Source organism: Paenibacillus apis (genome assembly GCF_018333295.1).
GTDB lineage: Bacteria > Bacillota > Bacilli > Paenibacillales > Paenibacillaceae > Fontibacillus > Fontibacillus antibioticophila.
Genome location: NZ_BORS01000033.1, coordinates 1 through 17,800, shown reverse-complemented (window position 1 = coordinate 17,800; position 17,800 = coordinate 1). Strand labels below are relative to the sequence as shown.

Sequence of the window (17,800 nt, the reverse complement as noted above, 5' to 3'; positions counted from 1 at the left end):
AACTTGTAAACGTTTTTCTTCATTCAGCCTTTTTCCCATACCGATCATCTCCCTTTGTCCTAAGTTTAAATTATTGGGCAGGGAGACTCCAGTTTAATTAGGGGGCCTTGGAGTTTCTGCACTAAAATCATCGCCTGAGTGCCACGCCGGCAAATTTTAATGCCTTTGTGCATTAAAACCGTCGCCTGAGTGCCACGCCGACAAATTTTAATGCCTTTCTGCATTAAAACCGTCGCCTAAGTGCCACGCCGGCAAATTTTAGTGCCTTTCTGCACTAAAATCGTTACGCGAACTCCTTGCCGACAAATTTTAGTGCCTTTCTGCACTAAAATCGCCGCATGAGCCCCTACGCCATCGATTTTAATGCCTTTGCGCACTAAAATCGCAGCCTGATCCGATGACACCAGCCTTGCGAACAAAATTAATTCATCCACCACCGCTTCAGATCGCTCCACCAGGACCGGTTTTCCGGCTCCTCTTGAACCGGCAAAGGCGCCAGCTCCTCGGCTTCTACACTTTCGCCGCTGTGCTCGGTACAGAATTCCGTCGGCTCCGTTCCTTCCAGGAAGACTACAAGCTGCTTGTCAGGACAGCCCGCGGTGGCCAGCTTACCGCTGGAAGGATCGATATAGGCGCTTACCACGCCATCCGGCATCGGAAAAATTTTCGGAGGCACCTTCTCCAGCGCCTTTTCCGTAAACTTGGCGAAGATCGGTGCCGCCTTGCGCGATTCGGCCGTTCCAAGCGTTTTTCCCTTGTCATAGCCGACCCAGACTGCGGTCGAGAGCTCCGGAGTATAGCCGACAAGCCAGGCATCCGTACTGGTTGTTCCGGTCTTCCCGGCCACCGGGCGCTGAATCACCTCGGAGACGCGGTTACCGGTGCCGCCCACCTCGAACACGCCCTCCAGCAGCCGGGTGAGCACATAGGCCGCCGCCGGCTCGATGACCTGCTCCTGCTTCTGCTCCTTGGCCTCATAGAGCACATGGCCTTCTTCATCCGTTATTTTCAGCACGGCCACTGGCTCAATCCGCTTACCTTGATTACTGATGACGGCAAAGGCCGAAGCCATCTCGAACGGACTAACCGGAGAGGTGCCTAGCGCTAAAGAAGGAACAGGCGTAAGCGTGCTGGTAATACCCATCTTCGCTCCTAATGCAGCGACCTCCTCCGCGCCTACGGTCAGCAGGGTATTTACCGCATAAATATTGTCGGAGGCCGCGATCGCCCGGCGCATATCGATCTCGCCCAAATACTTGTCCCCGTAATTTTTCGGGCTGTAAGTCTTGCGATCCTCATCGTAATGAAACAAGGTCGGCTGGCTGTTGAATATGCTGACCGGCGTCATCTTTTTCGACGAAAGCGCGGCCAGATACATAATTGGCTTGAAGCTGGAGCCGGGCTGCCGGGTCTTGGCGAAGACGTGATTATATTGACTGGTCGTATAATTAGTGCCGCCTACCAGCGCCTTCACATAGCCGTTGCGAGGATCGATCGATACCAACGCCACCTCAAGCCCGTCACTTCCTCCCAGCTCTGAGGCGACAGCATCCTCTGCGGCACGTTGTGCGTCCATATCTAGGGTTGTGTAGATGCGAAGTCCGCCGCTTTCCAGCAGATCCTCATCGAATCCAAGCTCATTCACGACTACATTTCGGATATAATCGCGAAAATAAGGAGCCTGATCGCCGCCAGTCCGCTGCTGCGGTGATTGAAAGGCAAGCAGCTCCTCATATGCCTTTTCAGCCTCCTCGGCTGTGATCGCCCCGATCTCCTTCATGGCGTTCAGGACGATCTTTTGCCGGTCCTTGGCATTTTTCATATGGTTATAGGGTGAATAGTAGGTAGGCCCCTTCGGAATCCCTGCCAAAATCGCACTCTCCGCCAGATTAAGCTCCTTTGCGGGTTTGCCGAAATAGAGCTGGGCCGCCGCTTCAATTCCGTAGGCACCCCGTCCGTAATAAATTTCATTTAAATACATATTCAAAATTTCGTCCTTACTGTATTGCATTTCCAACTGGGCGGTGTACTTGGCCTCCTTAAGCTTGCGGGACCAAGTACGCTCATGAGACAGGTAGAGATTGCGGGCCAATTGCTGACTGAGCGTGCTGGCGCCCTGCACCTTGTCCATCTCCCGAAGATTGACGAGCACAGCCCGGAGCATTCCCTTTACATCGAACCCGAAATGCTCATAGAACTTCCGGTCTTCGACAGCCAGTGTGGCTTGAATGACCCATGGCGATATATCCTCCAGCTTCACCTGCTGCTGGTTTCGTTCGCCCGTTGTGAACACAGCGATAGCTTGACCCTGCAGATTAAGCAGCTGGGAGTTGCGGTCAGCACCTGCAGGAGGGAGCACGGCCTGATACAGATAGACAAGCAAGCCGCCAAGCAGCACCGCTCCGGCAAGCGTGAAGGCCAGCATGAATTGGAATAACCTTAGCCATTTGCCGCGCCGAGGCTTGCGATTACTGCGTGTTAGCTTCTGCATGCTTATCCCTCCTATAATTGCGTGTTCAAAAAGTCAACTTTTCAGCACCGAGAAGGTTGCGAGAACCCGAAGAAGGAGGAACGGAGTGTAGGAGAAACCTACATGAGTACCGGAGTTCTAGGGTGAACGCAAGATTCGATGTCGAATCAACCACTTGAAGACCTTCGTGATCAAAAGATGACTTTTTCAACAACCTCTATATAATAGAATGCCAATGATTGGATGTGCTACTTACCAGTATGGGGAAGAGAAAGGCACTTTATTCTGCGAATTTCATTGACGATGATAATCATTTTCAATTAGAATGAGATTAAAATGATTACTTTAATTTTTATAGAATGCCTTTGAGGAGGAACAGTTGCATGGAGTGTTTTGATGTCACGATTATTGGCGGCGGTCCAGCCGGCATGTACAGTGCTTTCTATAGTGGTATGAGAGATATGAAGACAAAGCTGATTGAGGCAAACGAGGTGCTGGGGGGACGCATGCTCCATTACCCTGAGAAGATGATCTGGGATGTTGGCGGCGTGACGCCGATGCCATGCGAGAAGCTGATCGGACAGCTGGAGCAGCAGGCGAGAACCTTCGATCCTGAGATTATTCTTGGCGAGCAGGTTACTCATCTGTCTCTTCAGGAGGACGGCACCTATATTTTAACGACAGCCTCCGGTGAGCAGCACTGGACCAAGACAGTGATTATGGCGGTCGGCTACGGCATGATCAAGCCGGCAAAGCTGGAGATCGAAGGCGCGGAACGTTTTGAAGTGACGAACCTTCATTATACTGTGCAAGAGCTGGAGGTATTTCGCGGCAAGCATGTTCTGATCTCGGGCGGCGGCGACTCGGCAGTCGACTGGGCCAATGAATTGGAGCCGGTAGCGGGGTCAGTTACAATCGTGCACCGGCGGAATGAATTTGGCGGTCACGAGCGAAATGTGGTGCGGATGAAGGAATCCTCTGTCCAGGTTCATACCCCGTATAAAGTTGAAAAGCTCCACAGTGCAGATGGAGAGACGATTAGTCAGGTCACGGTTGCCCATATGGAGTCAGGCGAAACCATGTTCTTTGACGTGGATGCGGTCATCGTAAATCACGGCATGAAGAGCGATTTTGGCCCGGTTCGCAATTGGGGCATCAAGATGGGCGAATGGACGGCTGAGGTTGACGAGCAACTGCAGACGGCGCTTCCGGGCGTATTTGGCGCAGGTGACTATATCGATTACACGAACAAGGTTCGGCTGATTGCCGGGACGTTTACCGATGCGGTTCAAGCCGTAAATGGCGCAAAGCGCTTTATCGAGCCGGAGGCAGATCAGTACGCCATGGTATCCTCCCATAACAACCGCTTTAAAGAGAAGAACCGGGCGCTCGGGGCGGCCGAGGAATAGCCCCGGGTACGGCGTGACAGACCTTCTTGGACCTCTCTGAGTCTCTTCCGCTGTGTTATTCTCGGCCGGGTTTGGTTAAGGTAAGGGTAGCCAAACTATATTTAAGCGGAAAGAAGGGATTGCAAGGTGGAGCTATGGTTCACTGAGAAGCAGACGCCGGAATTCGGAATTACAGCCAAAATCCGCGAGACCTTGGTCACGGAGAAGACAGAGTATCAGGATCTGGCCTTAATAGATACGGAGGAATTCGGAAGGATGCTGGTGCTTGACGGGATGGTTATGACTACCGTGAAGGACGAGTTTGTCTACCATGAGATGGCTGCGCATCCTGCACTCGTTACCCACCCTGATCCCAAGCAAGTCCTGGTTGTGGGCGGCGGAGACGGCGGCGTGATTCGTGAGGTTATTAAGCACCCTCAGGTAGAGAAGGCCGTGCTTGTGGAGATTGACGGCAAGGTGATTACCTGCTCCAAGCAGTACTTGCCGGAGATCGCGGGCCAGCTTGATCATCCGCGGGTGGATGTGCAGGTAGGCGACGGCTATATGCATATTATTCAGAGCAAGGACAAATATGATGTCATCATCGTCGATTCGACCGAGCCGGTCGGACCGGCTGCACCGCTGTTTGAACGCGGCTTCTATCAAGGCATTCATGAGGCGTTGAAGGAAGACGGTATTTTCGTGGCGCAGACCGATAATCCATGGTTCAAGGCAGACCTGATTCAAAAAGTGAACAGGGATGTGAAGGATATTTTTCCGATCGTGCAGGTGTACGGAGCCAACATACCTACTTATCCAAGCGGCTTGTGGACATTCACCATGGGCAGCAAAAAGTATGATCCGCTTGAGGTCGAAGAAGCCTCCGTCCCTGAGCTGGACACCAGGTATTATACGCCTCGTTTGCATAGAGCGGCCTTTGTGCTGCCGAGGTTTGTGGAGGATCTGGTGAAATAGATGGGTTCTAGGCAATGATATGAACAAATAATGAAGAAGCCTGCGCGGTTAGTATCTAGATGCCGCACGGGCTTTTTTTTGGCTACTGGCTATTGGATATGGATGGATTACCTTGACCCGTGATGATATTGGCCGGAGTGCGCAGGGATGGAAGGCCGTTTTGTACGATATTTCGTACAAGAAATGGTCTTTTCGGGGTAATTACGGTGTTTTATCTGAAAAACCATATAACTTTTCGAGTTTCGGATGCTGTGCATTGATTTTTGTACGATATTTCGTACAAACTGGGTCAAGCGGGCAAGGTTTGAAAACAACTTGTGCGAAAAATCGTACAAAGCTCTTCATATCTCCTGCAAGCGCTCCGGCCGAGGGGCTCCCCGGGCACTGCATCACGTTCAGCAATCCTGCACAGACTCCCGTTCTCTTATTGAATTGGCGCCTCGAACTGGATATAGTAGTACAATAGGAACCATGTATGATATAGAATGGAGATTCAGGACATGCCGGAGCAGACCAGGGCCAGAATTGTGGTAAAGAGCCGACAAGGGCAGGAGGAGACCGTCCAGGAGTGGATGGGGGAAGTCTTTGTCAAAGAAGATGCAACCTATATCCGTTACGAGGAGCCGGAGGAGATCCCGGGCAGCGGAGCAACCCGGACACTGGTGAAGATCACTGGAGGAGCTCTGAAGATTATGCGTCACGGCGGGGTGGAGTCGGAGCAGACGTTCGAGGTCGGACGGCGGCTGCCAGGGTTTTATCGCTCACCGCTGACCAGCTTCAATCTCTCGACGCGCACGCGGTCTCTGGAGACGAATCTGACGGGGACAACCGGTCATGTAGTCTGTGAGTATGATTTGTATGTCTTTGAGGATTTGTCGGGACACTTCGCGATCAGCTTACATATACAGGAGGAACAGTAACGATGACAGTCAATCCATTGGAAAAAATCAATCAGGCATTAAAGGAAGCGATCGCCGAGGCGATTATCGCGGCAGGCCTGGCGAAGCGGGAGGAAATCCCGGCCATTGTACTGGAGGTGCCGAAGGAAAAGGCGCATGGAGATCTGGCAACGAATGCCGCTATGCAGCTATCACGGATTGCCAAGAAGAACCCTCGCCAAATCGCCGAGGAGTTGATCAAGCATCTCGACTATGCCAAGGCAGGCATTGAGCAGGCTGAAATTGCAGGCCCGGGCTTCATTAATTTCCGGCTAGGCAAAAGCTATCTGTATCCTGTCATCGAGCAGGTCTACAGCCAAGGGGAAAACTACGGACGAGTGGACGCAGGTCAAGGGGAGCGCATTCAGATGGAATTCGTCAGCGCGAACCCGACAGGAAGCCTTCATTTAGGACATGCCCGGGGAGCGGCTGTGGGGGATGCCTTGTGCAACGTGTTGGACTTTGCGGGCTACGAGGTAACCCGGGAATACTATATTAATGATGCGGGCAATCAGGTCGTCAATCTGTGCAAGTCTATTGAAGCAAGATATCTTCAGGAGCTGGGACAGGATGTTCCGATGCCGGAGGACGGCTATCACGGCGAAGACATCAAGGGCTTTGCCAAGGAGCTTGTCGCCGAGAAGGGCGATGCGCTGCTGTCGATGACAGCCGAGGAACGCGAAGCATTCCTGCGCAGTTATGGGCTGGAAAAAGAGCTGGCCAAGATCAAACGTGATCTTGGACGCTTCCGGGTTGACTTCGACGTCTGGTTCAGCGAGACGTCGCTGTATGAGGATGGACAAGTAGAAGCCTCGCTCGCCGAGCTTCGCGATAAGGGTCAGACTTACGAGCAGGATGGAGCTACCTGGCTGCGCACAACCGATTATGGAGACGACAAGGACCGCGTGCTCGTCAAGAACGATGGTACCTACACCTATCTGACACCGGATATTGCCTACCACCGCAACAAGTATGACCGCGGCTTCAACCGCTTGATCAATATCTGGGGGGCGGACCACCATGGATATATTCCGCGGGTAAAGGCGGCCATGCAGGCGCTCGGCAAAAATCCGGAGCAGCTTACCGTGCTGATTGCGCAGATGGTGAGCTTGTTCCAGGACGGGGAAAAGGTGAAGATGTCCAAACGGACCGGCAAAGCGGTTACGATGGTCGATCTGATGGACGAGGTCGGCGTGGATGCGATCCGTTACTTCTTCACGATGCGGAGCATGGACTCTCATCTGGATTTTGACATGGATCTCGCGATTTCGACCTCGAACGAGAATCCGGTTTATTACGTGCAATATGCGCATGCGCGCATTTGCAGCATTTTCCGGCAAGCGGAGGAGCAGGGCGTGGCGATTCCGCAGCCGAATGCGGTGAACTTCAGCAAGCTGACGGCAGAGCATGAATATGATCTGCTCCGCAAGATGGGCGAGCTGCCGGAGGAGATTGCGGTTGCGGCGAACAGCTACGCACCGCATCGTCTGGTGCGCTATGTATATGAGCTGGCAGCAATGCTGCACAGCTATTACCGGGCTGAACGCGTCATTACGGAGGACGCGGAACAGACAGCAGCACGTCTCGTGCTGCTCGGGGCCGTTCGCACGGTCATTGCGAACGTGCTCAAGCTCATCGGCGTGTCCGCGCCGGAGCGGATGTAGTGCCCGCCGCCGCGCCGGCCGCCCTGCCTTCTAGCAGGGCTGGCACGCGGTGCGGCCGCGAAGCCGGCAGGGAAGTCTCTAGGAGGACTTCCCTGCCGGCTTTTTTGCGCCTGCTGCGGGGGCTTTGCGGCCCCCTCCCCGCAGCAGGCGGGAGGCACTGACCTCCCCCGGCGGGTGGGAGGTCTTGCTCTTGCCGGCCGCGCCTGCAGGCAGCGGCCGGGCCGTGCGCCGCAGCCGCCGCTTGATCTCGGCGGGCGACAGGCCCGGGCGCTGGGCCAGCAGCAGCGCGATGGCGCCGCTGACGTGCGAGGTGGCCATGGAGGTGCCGTTCATCTCCTTGTAGCCGTTGCCCAGCCAGCAGGATTTGACCTTCTCGCCCGGCGCATAGATATCGATCCGCGATCCGCGGTTGCTGAACGGAGCGATCCTGCCGTCGCGTCCGGTTGCTCCGACGGAGATCGTATACGGGTACCGGGCGGGATAATCTGCACCATTGCTCTTCTTATCGTTGCCCGAGGAAGCAACCACCACAATACCCGCGTTATACGCTTTGCGGACTGTGTTTAGCAGCGCCTGGCTCTTGCTCTTCATGCCGAAGCTCATATTAATGATGTGCATCCGGTTCTGGACGCACCAGTCGATGCCCAGCACAATATCCGAGACATAGGCTGAGCCGTTATGGTCAAATGCTTTGACAGGATGAATGAGCGCGCGCGGGGCAACGCCCATCATCCCCTTGGAGCCGCCCGAGGCGGCAATAGTACCCGCAATATGCGTCCCATGCCCGTTATCATCATGCGGAGGACTCATCGGGTTGAGCAGATTGACCCCTCTGGACAAAGAGCTTCGCAGATCGGGGTGGCTGAAGTCGGCCCCGGTATCGATCACGCCGATTCGAATCTGATGTCCTGTGGAGACGGACCAGGCTTCAGAGGCCCCGATCCGGCGAATTCCCCATGGCAGCCCGGAGGACAAATCCTTATCGAGTGCACTTGCCGCCAGGATATCTACAGGCTCATCCTTTTCCGCAATTACCCCGAATCGTTCGCGCAGCGTCTTGGGGTCCAGAGCGCCCTGAGGGCACAGCAAAGCCCCGAGCAGCGGGGAGATGCGAATCTGATCAAGATTCGGATAGCGCTCTTGCTCTTCTTGCAGCCGGGCTGTGATCTTGATGTATTGTCCTGGAGAACTGAATCGGAGAATGTAGCGGCCATTCGGGCCAGAGGTGTTCGTGGTCTCATTCAAATACCGCAGGAAGCTGGATTCATCCATGCATGTAGCCCTCCTGTCCGAAGCGTGTTGAGGTATTGTATGACGCCTCGAGGAACCATGAATGGGGTAGGGGCCCTGCTCTTATAAAATAGGCAGCCCGGCGGCTGTCCCGGATGGAGAGGGAAGTTTTTTCAGGATGGGCATGCAGGCACCGTGTCAAAGTGCGGGATAAAACATACGATACAGGGAAGGGCTTGAAGGCGCTTCGCCATCTTTTGAAGCTGAAGGGCGGACTTCGCTTCAAAGTGGATACAGTCATGAGGCGGGGGATTTGTTCCCCCGTCTCTTCTTATTGATCTGTCCACGGTTTGGGCACAACTAAAACTTGCTTTTTAATGGCAAATAAGGTTTACTATTTTGTGATATGGATATGTTTATAAGATGCATTGTCCTCTAGGGCAGTGTTATCTTGTAGGACGATTAATAGCTGTTGAACATTGTTGCGAGAGGAAGTGTCCGTAAGTGAGTACCCCGCTCAATTTGAAATTGGACCCGGAAAAAGTGCAAGAGATTCCGATGGTCGACTTGGCCTTTATGATCTTGAAGGTGGCGAACACGCCATACTATTACCGAGACTTGATGAATGAAGTTGCAAAGGTCCGCGGAATGTCCGAGGAAGAAATAAATGATGCCATTGCCCAGCTGTATACGGAGATCAATATTGATGGCCGTTTCGCCTGCGTAGGTACAAATCTATGGGGCTTGAAGCGCTGGTATCCGATTGAGCGTTCTGAGGATCCGGTTGGGAATGCCAAGCGTCCGCGCATTATTAATGACGAAGACGATGATTTGGATGATGATTTCACCGAAGAGGAAGAAACCTACACCTCTGACGATGATGATTTCGATGCGATCGATGAAGAATCCGAAGACGAAGACGAGCTGTTCACGGATGATGACGAAGAAGAAGTGGAAGAAGTCGAGGATGATTCTCTTCTTGAAGACGAGGACATGGTCGATGAAGAAGAGGAAGAGCTCGATGAGGAGTCGGAAGAAGAAGATTTTGACGAAGAAGAAGACAAATAATTGCCACTTAAGATTAGCCTGAAATTGCCTTGACAGGGTTTCTCGTAACGGGTAAACTATTGCATGGGCTTATGAAACAAATTCAAAAAAACTGTTCATAAAAAGTGCCCCGACTTGTTCGGGTGTCACTTTTTTTGTTTTTTTAGGCCTATTTGCTATGTTTTTTAGCGGAATAGGCAACGCTATATGAAGTTATTTTTGACGGGACCCGTACTAATTTAGGAGGTTTTTGGACAGTGGCAAAATATATTTTCGTGACAGGCGGCGTTGTGTCCTCATTAGGGAAGGGGATTACAGCAGCATCGCTCGGCAGATTGCTGAAGAACAGAGGCTTGAAGGTAACGATTCAGAAATTCGATCCGTACATCAACGTGGACCCTGGAACCATGAGTCCTTACCAGCATGGAGAGGTGTTCGTTACGGACGACGGGGCGGAGACGGACCTGGATCTCGGACACTATGAGCGGTTCATTGATATTAATCTGTCCAAGAACAGTAACGTAACAACGGGTAAAATCTATTCCTCGGTTATCGGCAAAGAGCGCCGCGGCGAATACTTGGGAGGAACCGTACAGGTCATACCGCATATTACGAATGAGATTAAGGAGCGCGTATTCCGTGCCGGACGTGAGGCGGGTTCGGATGTAGTCATCACCGAGATCGGGGGCACGGTCGGGGATATCGAGAGCTTGCCGTTCCTTGAAGCCATTCGGCAGATCAAGAGCGATATTGGCCGGGAGAATGTCATGTACATTCACGTTACCTTGATTCCTTATATCAAGGCTGCTGGAGAGGTCAAGACAAAGCCGACTCAACACAGCGTCAAAGAGCTGCGCAGCATTGGAATTCAACCGAATGTCATCGTCTGCCGGACCGAGCATGAACTGTCTGATGATATGAAGGCGAAGATTGCCTTGTTCTGCGATATCGATCCGAACGCCGTGGTGGAATGCCGCGATGCCGATACCTTGTATGAAGTACCGCTTAATCTGCGTGAGGAAGGCTTGGACGAGATCGTCGTGAACCACCTGAAGCTGACGACTCCTGCACCGGATATGAGCGAGTGGGAAGGCTTGGTAGAACGGATCAACAAGCTGGAGAAGACCGTCGAGATCGCCATTGTTGGTAAATATGTGGCGCTTCATGATGCTTATCTGAGCGTGGTAGAGTCCCTCTCCCATGCGGGCTTTGCGGCTAATGCCGATGTAAAGATTCGTTGGGTGAACGCTGAGGAGATTACGGAAGAGAATGTCCACGAGCGTCTGCAAGGTATTGGGGGAATTCTAGTTCCCGGCGGCTTCGGAGACCGTGGAATCGAGGGCAAGATCACTACAATCCGTTATGCGCGGGAGAAACAGATTCCGTTCTTCGGCATCTGCCTGGGCATGCAGGTTGCATGTATTGAGTATGCAAGATCCATGGTTGGATTGCAGGGAGCGAACAGCTCCGAGATCGACCCTTCGACGGAATACCCGGTGATCGACTTGCTGCCGGAGCAGAAGGATATCGAGAACCTGGGCGGTACGATGCGCCTTGGACTGTATCCTTGCAAGCTTCAAGAGGGCTCGCTGGCTATGCAGTGCTACAATGATGAGCTGGTATATGAAAGACATCGCCACCGTTATGAGTTCAACAACACCTACCGTGAGGCGATTGAAGCGGCAGGGCTGCGTATTTCGGGTACTTCGCCTGACGGACGCCTGGTGGAGATTGTGGAGCTTCCGGATCATCCTTGGTTCCTTGCGGTACAATTCCATCCGGAATTCACCTCGCGGCCGAACCGTCCGCAGCCGTTATTCCGGGAGTTTGTCAAGGCCTCCCTTGCCCGTTTTGAATAGTCTGTGAAGGGCGTTCATTACATGAAATAACAGGTTCTGGCCCAAAACCCCTAAAATCTACAGGGAAATTTTCACCTTAATTGTTTTTTGAGTCTCTTTTTTCCAAATTAGAAGGGATTTCCAAGAACAAGGCGAATTATTTACAAGTATGTTAATTCCGATGGTGGATCTTGTAGGAGGGTTAGTCTAGTGGAAGAGAAGAAGGTATTAATCGTTGATGATCAGAACGGAATCCGGATTTTATTGATGGAAGTGTTCAGCAGCGAAGGTTACAGAACCTATCAAGCTGCCAACGGCAAGCTTGCTTTGGAAATTGTCCGCGGTGAATCGCCGGATCTCGTTCTGCTTGATATGAAGATTCCAGGGATGGACGGGTTGGAGATTCTGAGACATATTAAAGAAGTCAATCCGGACATCAAGGTCATTATGATGACAGCTTACGGTGAGCTTGATATGATTAAGCAGGCCCGTGATTTGGGAGCGTTGATGCACTTTACCAAGCCTTTCGATATCGACGAAATGCGGGGAGCCGTCAACATGCAGCTGCGCGGAAGTTCCGTGGTGTGACTCTATTTGACAACAAACAGGGACTGTAAGCGGCCGGAGGCGCACTCCGGTCGTTTTTGTTCGTCGAACCGACGCAAGCAGGATTCGTATTTTTGACATGTTGTGGTATAATAATAAGGTGTGAATGTCGGCTAGAGAAGATAATTCCATCATCCTTAGGAGGATTGAAACCCATGCCATTAGTATCTATGACAGACATGTTGAACAAGGCGCTTGAGGGCAAGTACGCTGTAGGTCAATACAACATCAATAACCTGGAATGGACTCAAGCCATTCTGGCAGCAGCAGAAGCAGAGAAATCTCCGGTGATTCTGGGCGTTTCCGAAGGCGCAGCTCGTCATATGGGCGGCTTCTATACCGTTGTTAAGATGGTAGAAGGCTTGCTTCATGACATGAAGATCACTGTACCTGTAGCGATCCACCTTGACCATGGTTCCAGCTTTGAGAAGTGTAAAGAAGCGATTGACGCCGGCTTTACTTCGGTTATGATCGACGGCTCCCATCATCCGATTGATGAGAACATCGAGATGACGAAGAAAGTGGTTGAATACGCTCATGCCAAGGGAGTATCCGTAGAGGCGGAAGTCGGTACTGTCGGCGGACAAGAAGACGACGTGATTGGCGGTATTCAATATGCTGACCTGAACGAGTGCGTTCGTATCGTGAAAGAGACAGGTATCGATACATTGGCACCTGCCTTGGGTTCCGTGCATGGACCATACCATGGCGAGCCAAACCTCGGCTTCAAGGAAATGGCTGAAATTTGCGAGGCGGTTAAGCTTCCGCTTGTACTTCATGGAGGAACAGGTATCCCTAAACATGATATCGACAAGGCGATCTCCTTGGGTACTTCCAAGATCAACGTGAACACAGAGAACCAAATTGCATTTGCCAAAGTAGTTCGTGAAGTGTTGGCTGCGAAACCGGATGCTTATGATCCTCGTACATTTATCGCGCCAGGCCGCGAAGCGATCAAAGAGACCGTTATCGGCAAAATCCGCGAATTCGGCACTAGCAATAAGGCTTAATTACTCTCAATTGCTTCAATTGAATACCGTGAGATGGAGAGCACACCGCCTAGACGGTGTCTTTCCATTTTCACAGCAAAAAGTCTGGCTCAGTAGAGTGACCGAGCTGCAATTCATGTAGGGGGACCCTTGAGCTTATGGAGAAATTAATGATCAGTGGCGGACGTCCGCTGCGCGGGACTGTAACGATTAGCGGTGCGAAGAATAGTGCGATTGCGCTGATTCCGGCTGCAATTTTGGCAGAATCTGAGGTTGTGCTTGATAATTTGCCCCATCTTAGTGATGTGGCCGTTTATTCCGAGATTTTGGAAGAGCTCGGTGCCCGCGTATCCTGGGAAGAATCCCAAATGCGGATTGATCCTTCCAATATCAGATCCATCCCTATGCCGAACGGCCCTGTCAAGATGCTTCGGGCATCCTATTATATGATGGGAGCATTGCTCGGCAGATTTAATGAGGCCATTATCGGATTGCCCGGAGGCTGCAATTTTGAACCGCGCCCGATTGACCAGCATATCAAGGGCTTTGAAGCGCTGGGCGCAACGGTTACGAATGAACATGGTGCAATTCATCTGAAAGCGACGGAGCTGCGCGGAGCCAAGATTTATCTGGACGTCAGCAGTGTCGGTGCTACGATTAACATTATGCTGGCTGCTACAAGGGCCAAAGGACTTACAACTATTGAAAATGCGGCTAAAGAGCCTGAGATTATAGATGTAGCAACATTGCTCAATTCCATGGGCGCAAGTATTAAAGGAGCCGGAACCGAGACGATTCGGATCGAGGGTGTGAAGGAGCTTAAGGGCTGCCGGCACTCGATTATCCCGGATCGGATTCAGGCAGGTACTTATATGATCGCTGCGGCAGCAACCCGCGGTGATGTAATGATAGACGGGATTATTCCCAAGCACTTGGAGGCTCTTACAGCAAAGCTGCTGGAGATGGGCGTCTCCGTTGAAGAGCTGGACGAGTCCATTCGAGTGATCGGTACGTCAAGATATGAGCATGTGGATGTCAAAGCGCTGGTCTACCCCGGGTTTCCTACGGACATTCAATCTCCGATGACCAGTCTGCTTACACAGGCTGAGGGCGTTAGCGTGCTTAGCGACTTTGTCTACAGCAACCGGTTCAAGCATGTCCCTGAATTGGTTCGGATGGGGGCGAAGATTCGCGTTGAGGGAAGGTCCGCGATTATCGAGGGCTCCTCATTGAATGCGGCGAAGGTGAAAGCGGCGGACTTGCGCGCCGGAGCGGCACTGGTCGTGGCCGGATTGACCGTGGAATCGGGGGTAACAGAGATTTCGGGAGTCGAACTGATCGACCGCGGCTACGATAACCTGGTTACAAATCTGCGGATGCTGGGTGCGGATGTTTGGCGTCAGGTTGAATAGATAAGGCGATTCTCGCATAATGTGCTTAATATAGGGTAATAATAGAACATTATAGTCTAGCAATTTTTAAGTGTTTCATATAATCGGAAAATAGGTGGTTATTACAATGGATCTGCAAATCGCTGATCTGGAAGGGATGAAGCTGACGGAGCTGTACAAGCTGGCGAAGCAGCATCAAATTCCATATTACGGACAATTAAAGAAGAAAGAGCTGATTTTTTCCATACTCAGAGCGCAGGCTGAATCCAGCGGTCTGATGTTTATGGAAGGCGTGCTGGAGATTTTACCGGAAGGATATGGTTTTCTCAGGCCGATTAACTATTTGCCTAGTACTGAGGACATTTACATCTCGGCCTCTCAGATCCGGAAGTTTGACCTAAGAACCGGTGACCTCGTATCCGGTAAGTGCCGGACACCCAAGGAGAATGAAAGATATTTCGGGCTGCTGCAAGTGAATGCTGTGAACGGGGAGAACCCTACGGTTGCTGCAGAACGCTTGCACTTCCCGGCATTGACCCCTTTATATCCACAAGAAAAGCTTGTGCTTGAAACATCCCCGACGCATTTATCCACACGAATTATGGATGTACTTGCCCCAGTGGGCCTTGGACAGCGCGGATTGATCGTAGCGCCGCCAAAGGCAGGCAAGACCTTGCTGCTGAAGGAAATTGCCAACAGTATTTCTACGAACCGCCCCGACATCGAGTTATTCGTCCTGTTAATCGACGAACGTCCAGAAGAGGTTACCGATATGCAGCGTTCTGTTAAAGGTGAAGTGATCGCTTCGACCTTTGATGAGCTGCCTGAAAATCATATCAAGGTGGCGGAGCTGGTGCTGCAGCGGGCACTAAGACTGGTGGAGCATAAGAAAGATGTTGTTATTCTGCTCGACAGCATTACGCGCCTGGCCCGTGCATATAACCTGGTGGTTCCTCCATCGGGGCGCACCTTGAGCGGCGGGATTGACCCGGCTGCCTTTCACCGGCCGAAGCGCTTCTTCGGCTCGGCGCGGAACGTGGAGGAAGGCGGCAGCTTGACGATTCTGGCGACCGCTCTTGTGGATACAGGCTCACGGATGGACGACATTATCTATGAAGAATTTAAAGGAACAGGCAATATGGAGCTTCATCTGGATCGTAAGCTGGCAGAGCGCCGTATTTTTCCGGCTATCGATATCCGCCGTTCCGGTACCCGGCGTGAAGAGGTGCTGTTAACTAAGGAAGAGCTGGATACCATTTGGGCCATCCGTAAGAGTATGAATGATTCCCATGATTTCGTTGAGGGCTTCTTGAAGAAGCTGCGTGATAGCAAATCCAACGCTGAATTCCTGGCCTCATTCGATGCGGCGGGCAATTCCACCGCTTCCAACAGCGGAAGCAGCACTGCACGCCGCACCTCCCGTCCGACTTCGAATTCCGGCTCGAGTTCGAGTTCCAATTCTGCGACGTAGTAGTCCAGCACATATAGAAGGAGAACAACATGTATTTAGTATATGCCGATGAACAAGGCCAAGTATTCGACCATCCGTCACTATACGGGCTTGCCCGCAGTGCGGATATGATCGTGGAAATATTGGAGGATGAGTTGATTCCGCTTCCGGATGGGGCGACATTGGTCAGTCTTCCTTGTACACGGCCGATTGGAATGGACCCTGACACCGGAGAAATGACCCCGCTGGATGGCAAGTTCCAGGCTGTCGGAGCCTTGCTGCCTCAGGGCTTCACGCGATTGTGCCTGCCTGGCTATGTGAAGACGGATAAGGAATATAAGCTTCCCTTGTTCGGGTATTCTGCGGTTGTGTGGAAGGAAGGCCAGTTCTATGTAACGGCCCGTCTGTCCGATGATCCGGAGAAATGGAATCCGCTTCACTGCGATCCGTTGGAGCTGAAGAGTCAGGTTAAGGCCTTTAAATCAAAATACCCCGAGAACCGATTGTATGACCATCTGTCGAATTGTGCGCTCGGCTATGAGTGCCTGACTGCATCCAATACGTTTCTGAATCGTTGGGAAGGTGCGGTTCCGGTCTCTTATTCCTGTAATGCGGGCTGCTTCGGATGCATCTCTGAGCAACCGGATGACAGCGGCTTTGTCTCTCCACAGACGCGGATGAATTTCCGCCCTCGAGTAGAGGAGCTGGTCGAGGTCATGCTGGAGCACTTGAAGACACCGGAGTCCATTATTAGCTTCGGCCAGGGCTGTGAAGGTGAGCCCTCCACCCAGGCGAAGCTGATCATCGAGTCCATTCGTGAGGTTCGCCGTCAGACGGACATGGGCTATATTAATATCAACACGAATGCCGGACTTAGCGATCATATTCGGGGTATTGTCGATGCAGGGCTTGATTTGATGCGCGTAAGCACGATCAGTGCGCTGGATGATCATTATAACGCCTACTACCGTCCGCGCGGTTATACCTTGGCTAATGTGGAAAAGTCATTGAAATATGCATATGATCAGGGCGTATATACTTCAATCAACTATCTGATCTTCCCAGGGGTAACCGACCGGGAGGAGGAACTGGAAGCAATGATAGAATTTGCTCGTCGTACCAAGCTGCGCTTGATACAGTTCCGTAATCTGAATATTGATCCGGAGAGCTATCTGGATTTGATTCCCAAGGCCAAGGGCGATGTGCTTGGGATGAAGCAAGCGATTGAGATTTTTCAGGAGGAGCTTCCTGATGTGGTCATTGGGTCTTACACTCATGTCCCGCCTGCGGAGCTGGCTCGGGTAAAGGCTCGAGTATAACTCCGAAGGATGCAAAATTTCCTGAGATAGACAATTGCGCATGGAATATCGCCGTGCTATAATCATTTTATGTGTCATGATAACTCTGTGCCCGCATGAGGCCCAGGGCGGAAAGAGGTGAAAGTCATGAAAGAAGCCATTCAACCTAAATATCACGTGACTACAGTTACTTGTGCCTGCGGTAATACCTTTGAATCAGGTTCCGTTAAGCAAGAGCTGCGCGTTGAAATTTGCTCCAACTGCCATCCATTCTTCACAGGTAAGCAGAAATTCTTGGATGCAGGTGGCCGTGTGGATCGTTTCAAAAAGAAATACGGTATCTAATCGTCATGAACAAGGCCATTCAGGATTTTTTCCTGAATGGCCTTTTGTGCGCTTGGCAGCGTAACCAACTAAAGAGTGAAAGTCTCTAGCATACTGCGAAGTGGCGGAAGTGCATAGCTGACAGACAGTGCGCAGTCCGTGAGGATGTGTGCGGAGGGTCTGAAGGCAAAA

Annotated in this window: 16 protein-coding genes; 12 read left to right on the top strand and 4 right to left on the bottom strand. The window is 51.9% G+C overall.

Features of this window, described 5'->3' with window-relative positions:
* Nucleotides 1-236 precede the first annotated feature (236 nt).
* Nucleotides 237-455: a hypothetical protein gene (locus tag KI362_RS24810; protein WP_301630936.1), complete on the bottom strand. Its 219-nt coding sequence runs from the start codon at nt 453-455 to the stop codon at nt 237-239.
* Nucleotides 422-2,491, bottom strand: coding sequence for a transglycosylase domain-containing protein (locus tag KI362_RS24805; RefSeq protein ID WP_301630935.1), 2,070 nt, complete (start codon nt 2,489-2,491; stop codon nt 422-424). Before KI362_RS24805 ends, KI362_RS24810 begins: the two co-directional genes overlap by 34 nt.
* A gap of 362 nt (nt 2,492-2,853) precedes the next feature.
* Here KI362_RS24805 and KI362_RS24800 point away from each other — a divergent pair, with 362 nt between their 5' ends.
* Together KI362_RS24800 and speE are read left to right on the top strand one after the other, a co-directional pair.
* Nucleotides 2,854-3,879, top strand: a complete 1,026-nt coding sequence (locus tag KI362_RS24800) for an NAD(P)/FAD-dependent oxidoreductase (protein WP_044482658.1) — start codon at nt 2,854-2,856, stop codon at nt 3,877-3,879.
* A 126-nt stretch (nt 3,880-4,005) separates the two neighbouring features.
* Nucleotides 4,006-4,833, top strand: a complete 828-nt coding sequence (speE, locus tag KI362_RS24795) for a polyamine aminopropyltransferase (protein WP_301630934.1) — start codon at nt 4,006-4,008, stop codon at nt 4,831-4,833.
* Nucleotides 4,834-5,034: 201 nt separating this feature from the next.
* Here the strand turns inward: speE and KI362_RS24790 are convergent, their stop codons facing one another.
* The gene (locus KI362_RS24790) at nt 5,035-5,235 is read right to left on the bottom strand and encodes a hypothetical protein (protein ID WP_301630933.1); all 201 of its coding nucleotides are present in this window, start codon (nt 5,233-5,235) and stop codon (nt 5,035-5,037) included.
* Between the two features lie 83 nt (nt 5,236-5,318).
* Here KI362_RS24790 and KI362_RS24785 point away from each other — a divergent pair, with 83 nt between their 5' ends.
* Nucleotides 5,319-5,753: a DUF1934 domain-containing protein gene (locus tag KI362_RS24785; RefSeq protein ID WP_301630932.1), complete on the top strand. Its 435-nt coding sequence runs from the start codon at nt 5,319-5,321 to the stop codon at nt 5,751-5,753.
* A 2-nt stretch (nt 5,754-5,755) separates the two neighbouring features.
* Entirely contained in the window at nt 5,756-7,435 is a 1,680-nt protein-coding gene (argS, locus tag KI362_RS24780; protein ID WP_301630931.1) for an arginine--tRNA ligase, read from the top strand.
* A gap of 78 nt (nt 7,436-7,513) precedes the next feature.
* Here argS and KI362_RS24775 read toward each other — a convergent pair whose 3' ends face one another.
* The gene (locus KI362_RS24775) at nt 7,514-8,707 is read right to left on the bottom strand and encodes a S8 family peptidase (RefSeq protein ID WP_301630930.1); all 1,194 of its coding nucleotides are present in this window, start codon (nt 8,705-8,707) and stop codon (nt 7,514-7,516) included.
* A gap of 462 nt (nt 8,708-9,169) precedes the next feature.
* On the opposite strand from KI362_RS24775, the gene rpoE reads away from it, so the two are divergent.
* The 8 genes from rpoE to rpmE all read left to right on the top strand — a co-directional run bounded on the left by rpoE (nt 9,170) and on the right by rpmE (nt 17,629).
* Nucleotides 9,170-9,733 (top strand): DNA-directed RNA polymerase subunit delta, encoded by a 564-nt coding sequence (gene rpoE, locus KI362_RS24770; protein WP_216480839.1) that lies wholly within the window; start codon nt 9,170-9,172, stop codon nt 9,731-9,733.
* A gap of 236 nt (nt 9,734-9,969) precedes the next feature.
* Nucleotides 9,970-11,571 (top strand): CTP synthase, encoded by a 1,602-nt coding sequence (locus tag KI362_RS24765; RefSeq protein WP_301630929.1) that lies wholly within the window; start codon nt 9,970-9,972, stop codon nt 11,569-11,571.
* Nucleotides 11,572-11,760: 189 nt separating this feature from the next.
* A complete protein-coding gene (locus tag KI362_RS24760; RefSeq protein WP_301630928.1) occupies nt 11,761-12,138 on the top strand; it encodes a response regulator in 378 nt (125 codons plus the stop codon).
* Nucleotides 12,139-12,311: 173 nt separating this feature from the next.
* Nucleotides 12,312-13,166 (top strand): class II fructose-1,6-bisphosphate aldolase, encoded by an 855-nt coding sequence (gene fba / locus KI362_RS24755; RefSeq protein ID WP_301630927.1) that lies wholly within the window; start codon nt 12,312-12,314, stop codon nt 13,164-13,166.
* Nucleotides 13,167-13,303: 137 nt separating this feature from the next.
* Entirely contained in the window at nt 13,304-14,557 is a 1,254-nt protein-coding gene (locus KI362_RS24750; RefSeq protein ID WP_301630926.1) for a UDP-N-acetylglucosamine 1-carboxyvinyltransferase, read from the top strand.
* A gap of 106 nt (nt 14,558-14,663) precedes the next feature.
* Complete coding sequence (rho, locus tag KI362_RS24745) at nt 14,664-16,007, top strand: transcription termination factor Rho (protein WP_301630925.1); 1,344 nt, start codon at nt 14,664-14,666, stop codon at nt 16,005-16,007.
* 29 nt (nt 16,008-16,036) lie between these two features.
* Complete coding sequence (locus KI362_RS24740) at nt 16,037-17,305, top strand: radical SAM protein (protein WP_044482670.1); 1,269 nt, start codon at nt 16,037-16,039, stop codon at nt 17,303-17,305.
* 126 nt (nt 17,306-17,431) lie between these two features.
* Nucleotides 17,432-17,629: a 50S ribosomal protein L31 gene (gene rpmE, locus KI362_RS24735; protein ID WP_044482671.1), complete on the top strand. Its 198-nt coding sequence runs from the start codon at nt 17,432-17,434 to the stop codon at nt 17,627-17,629.
* Nucleotides 17,630-17,800 lie beyond the last annotated feature (171 nt).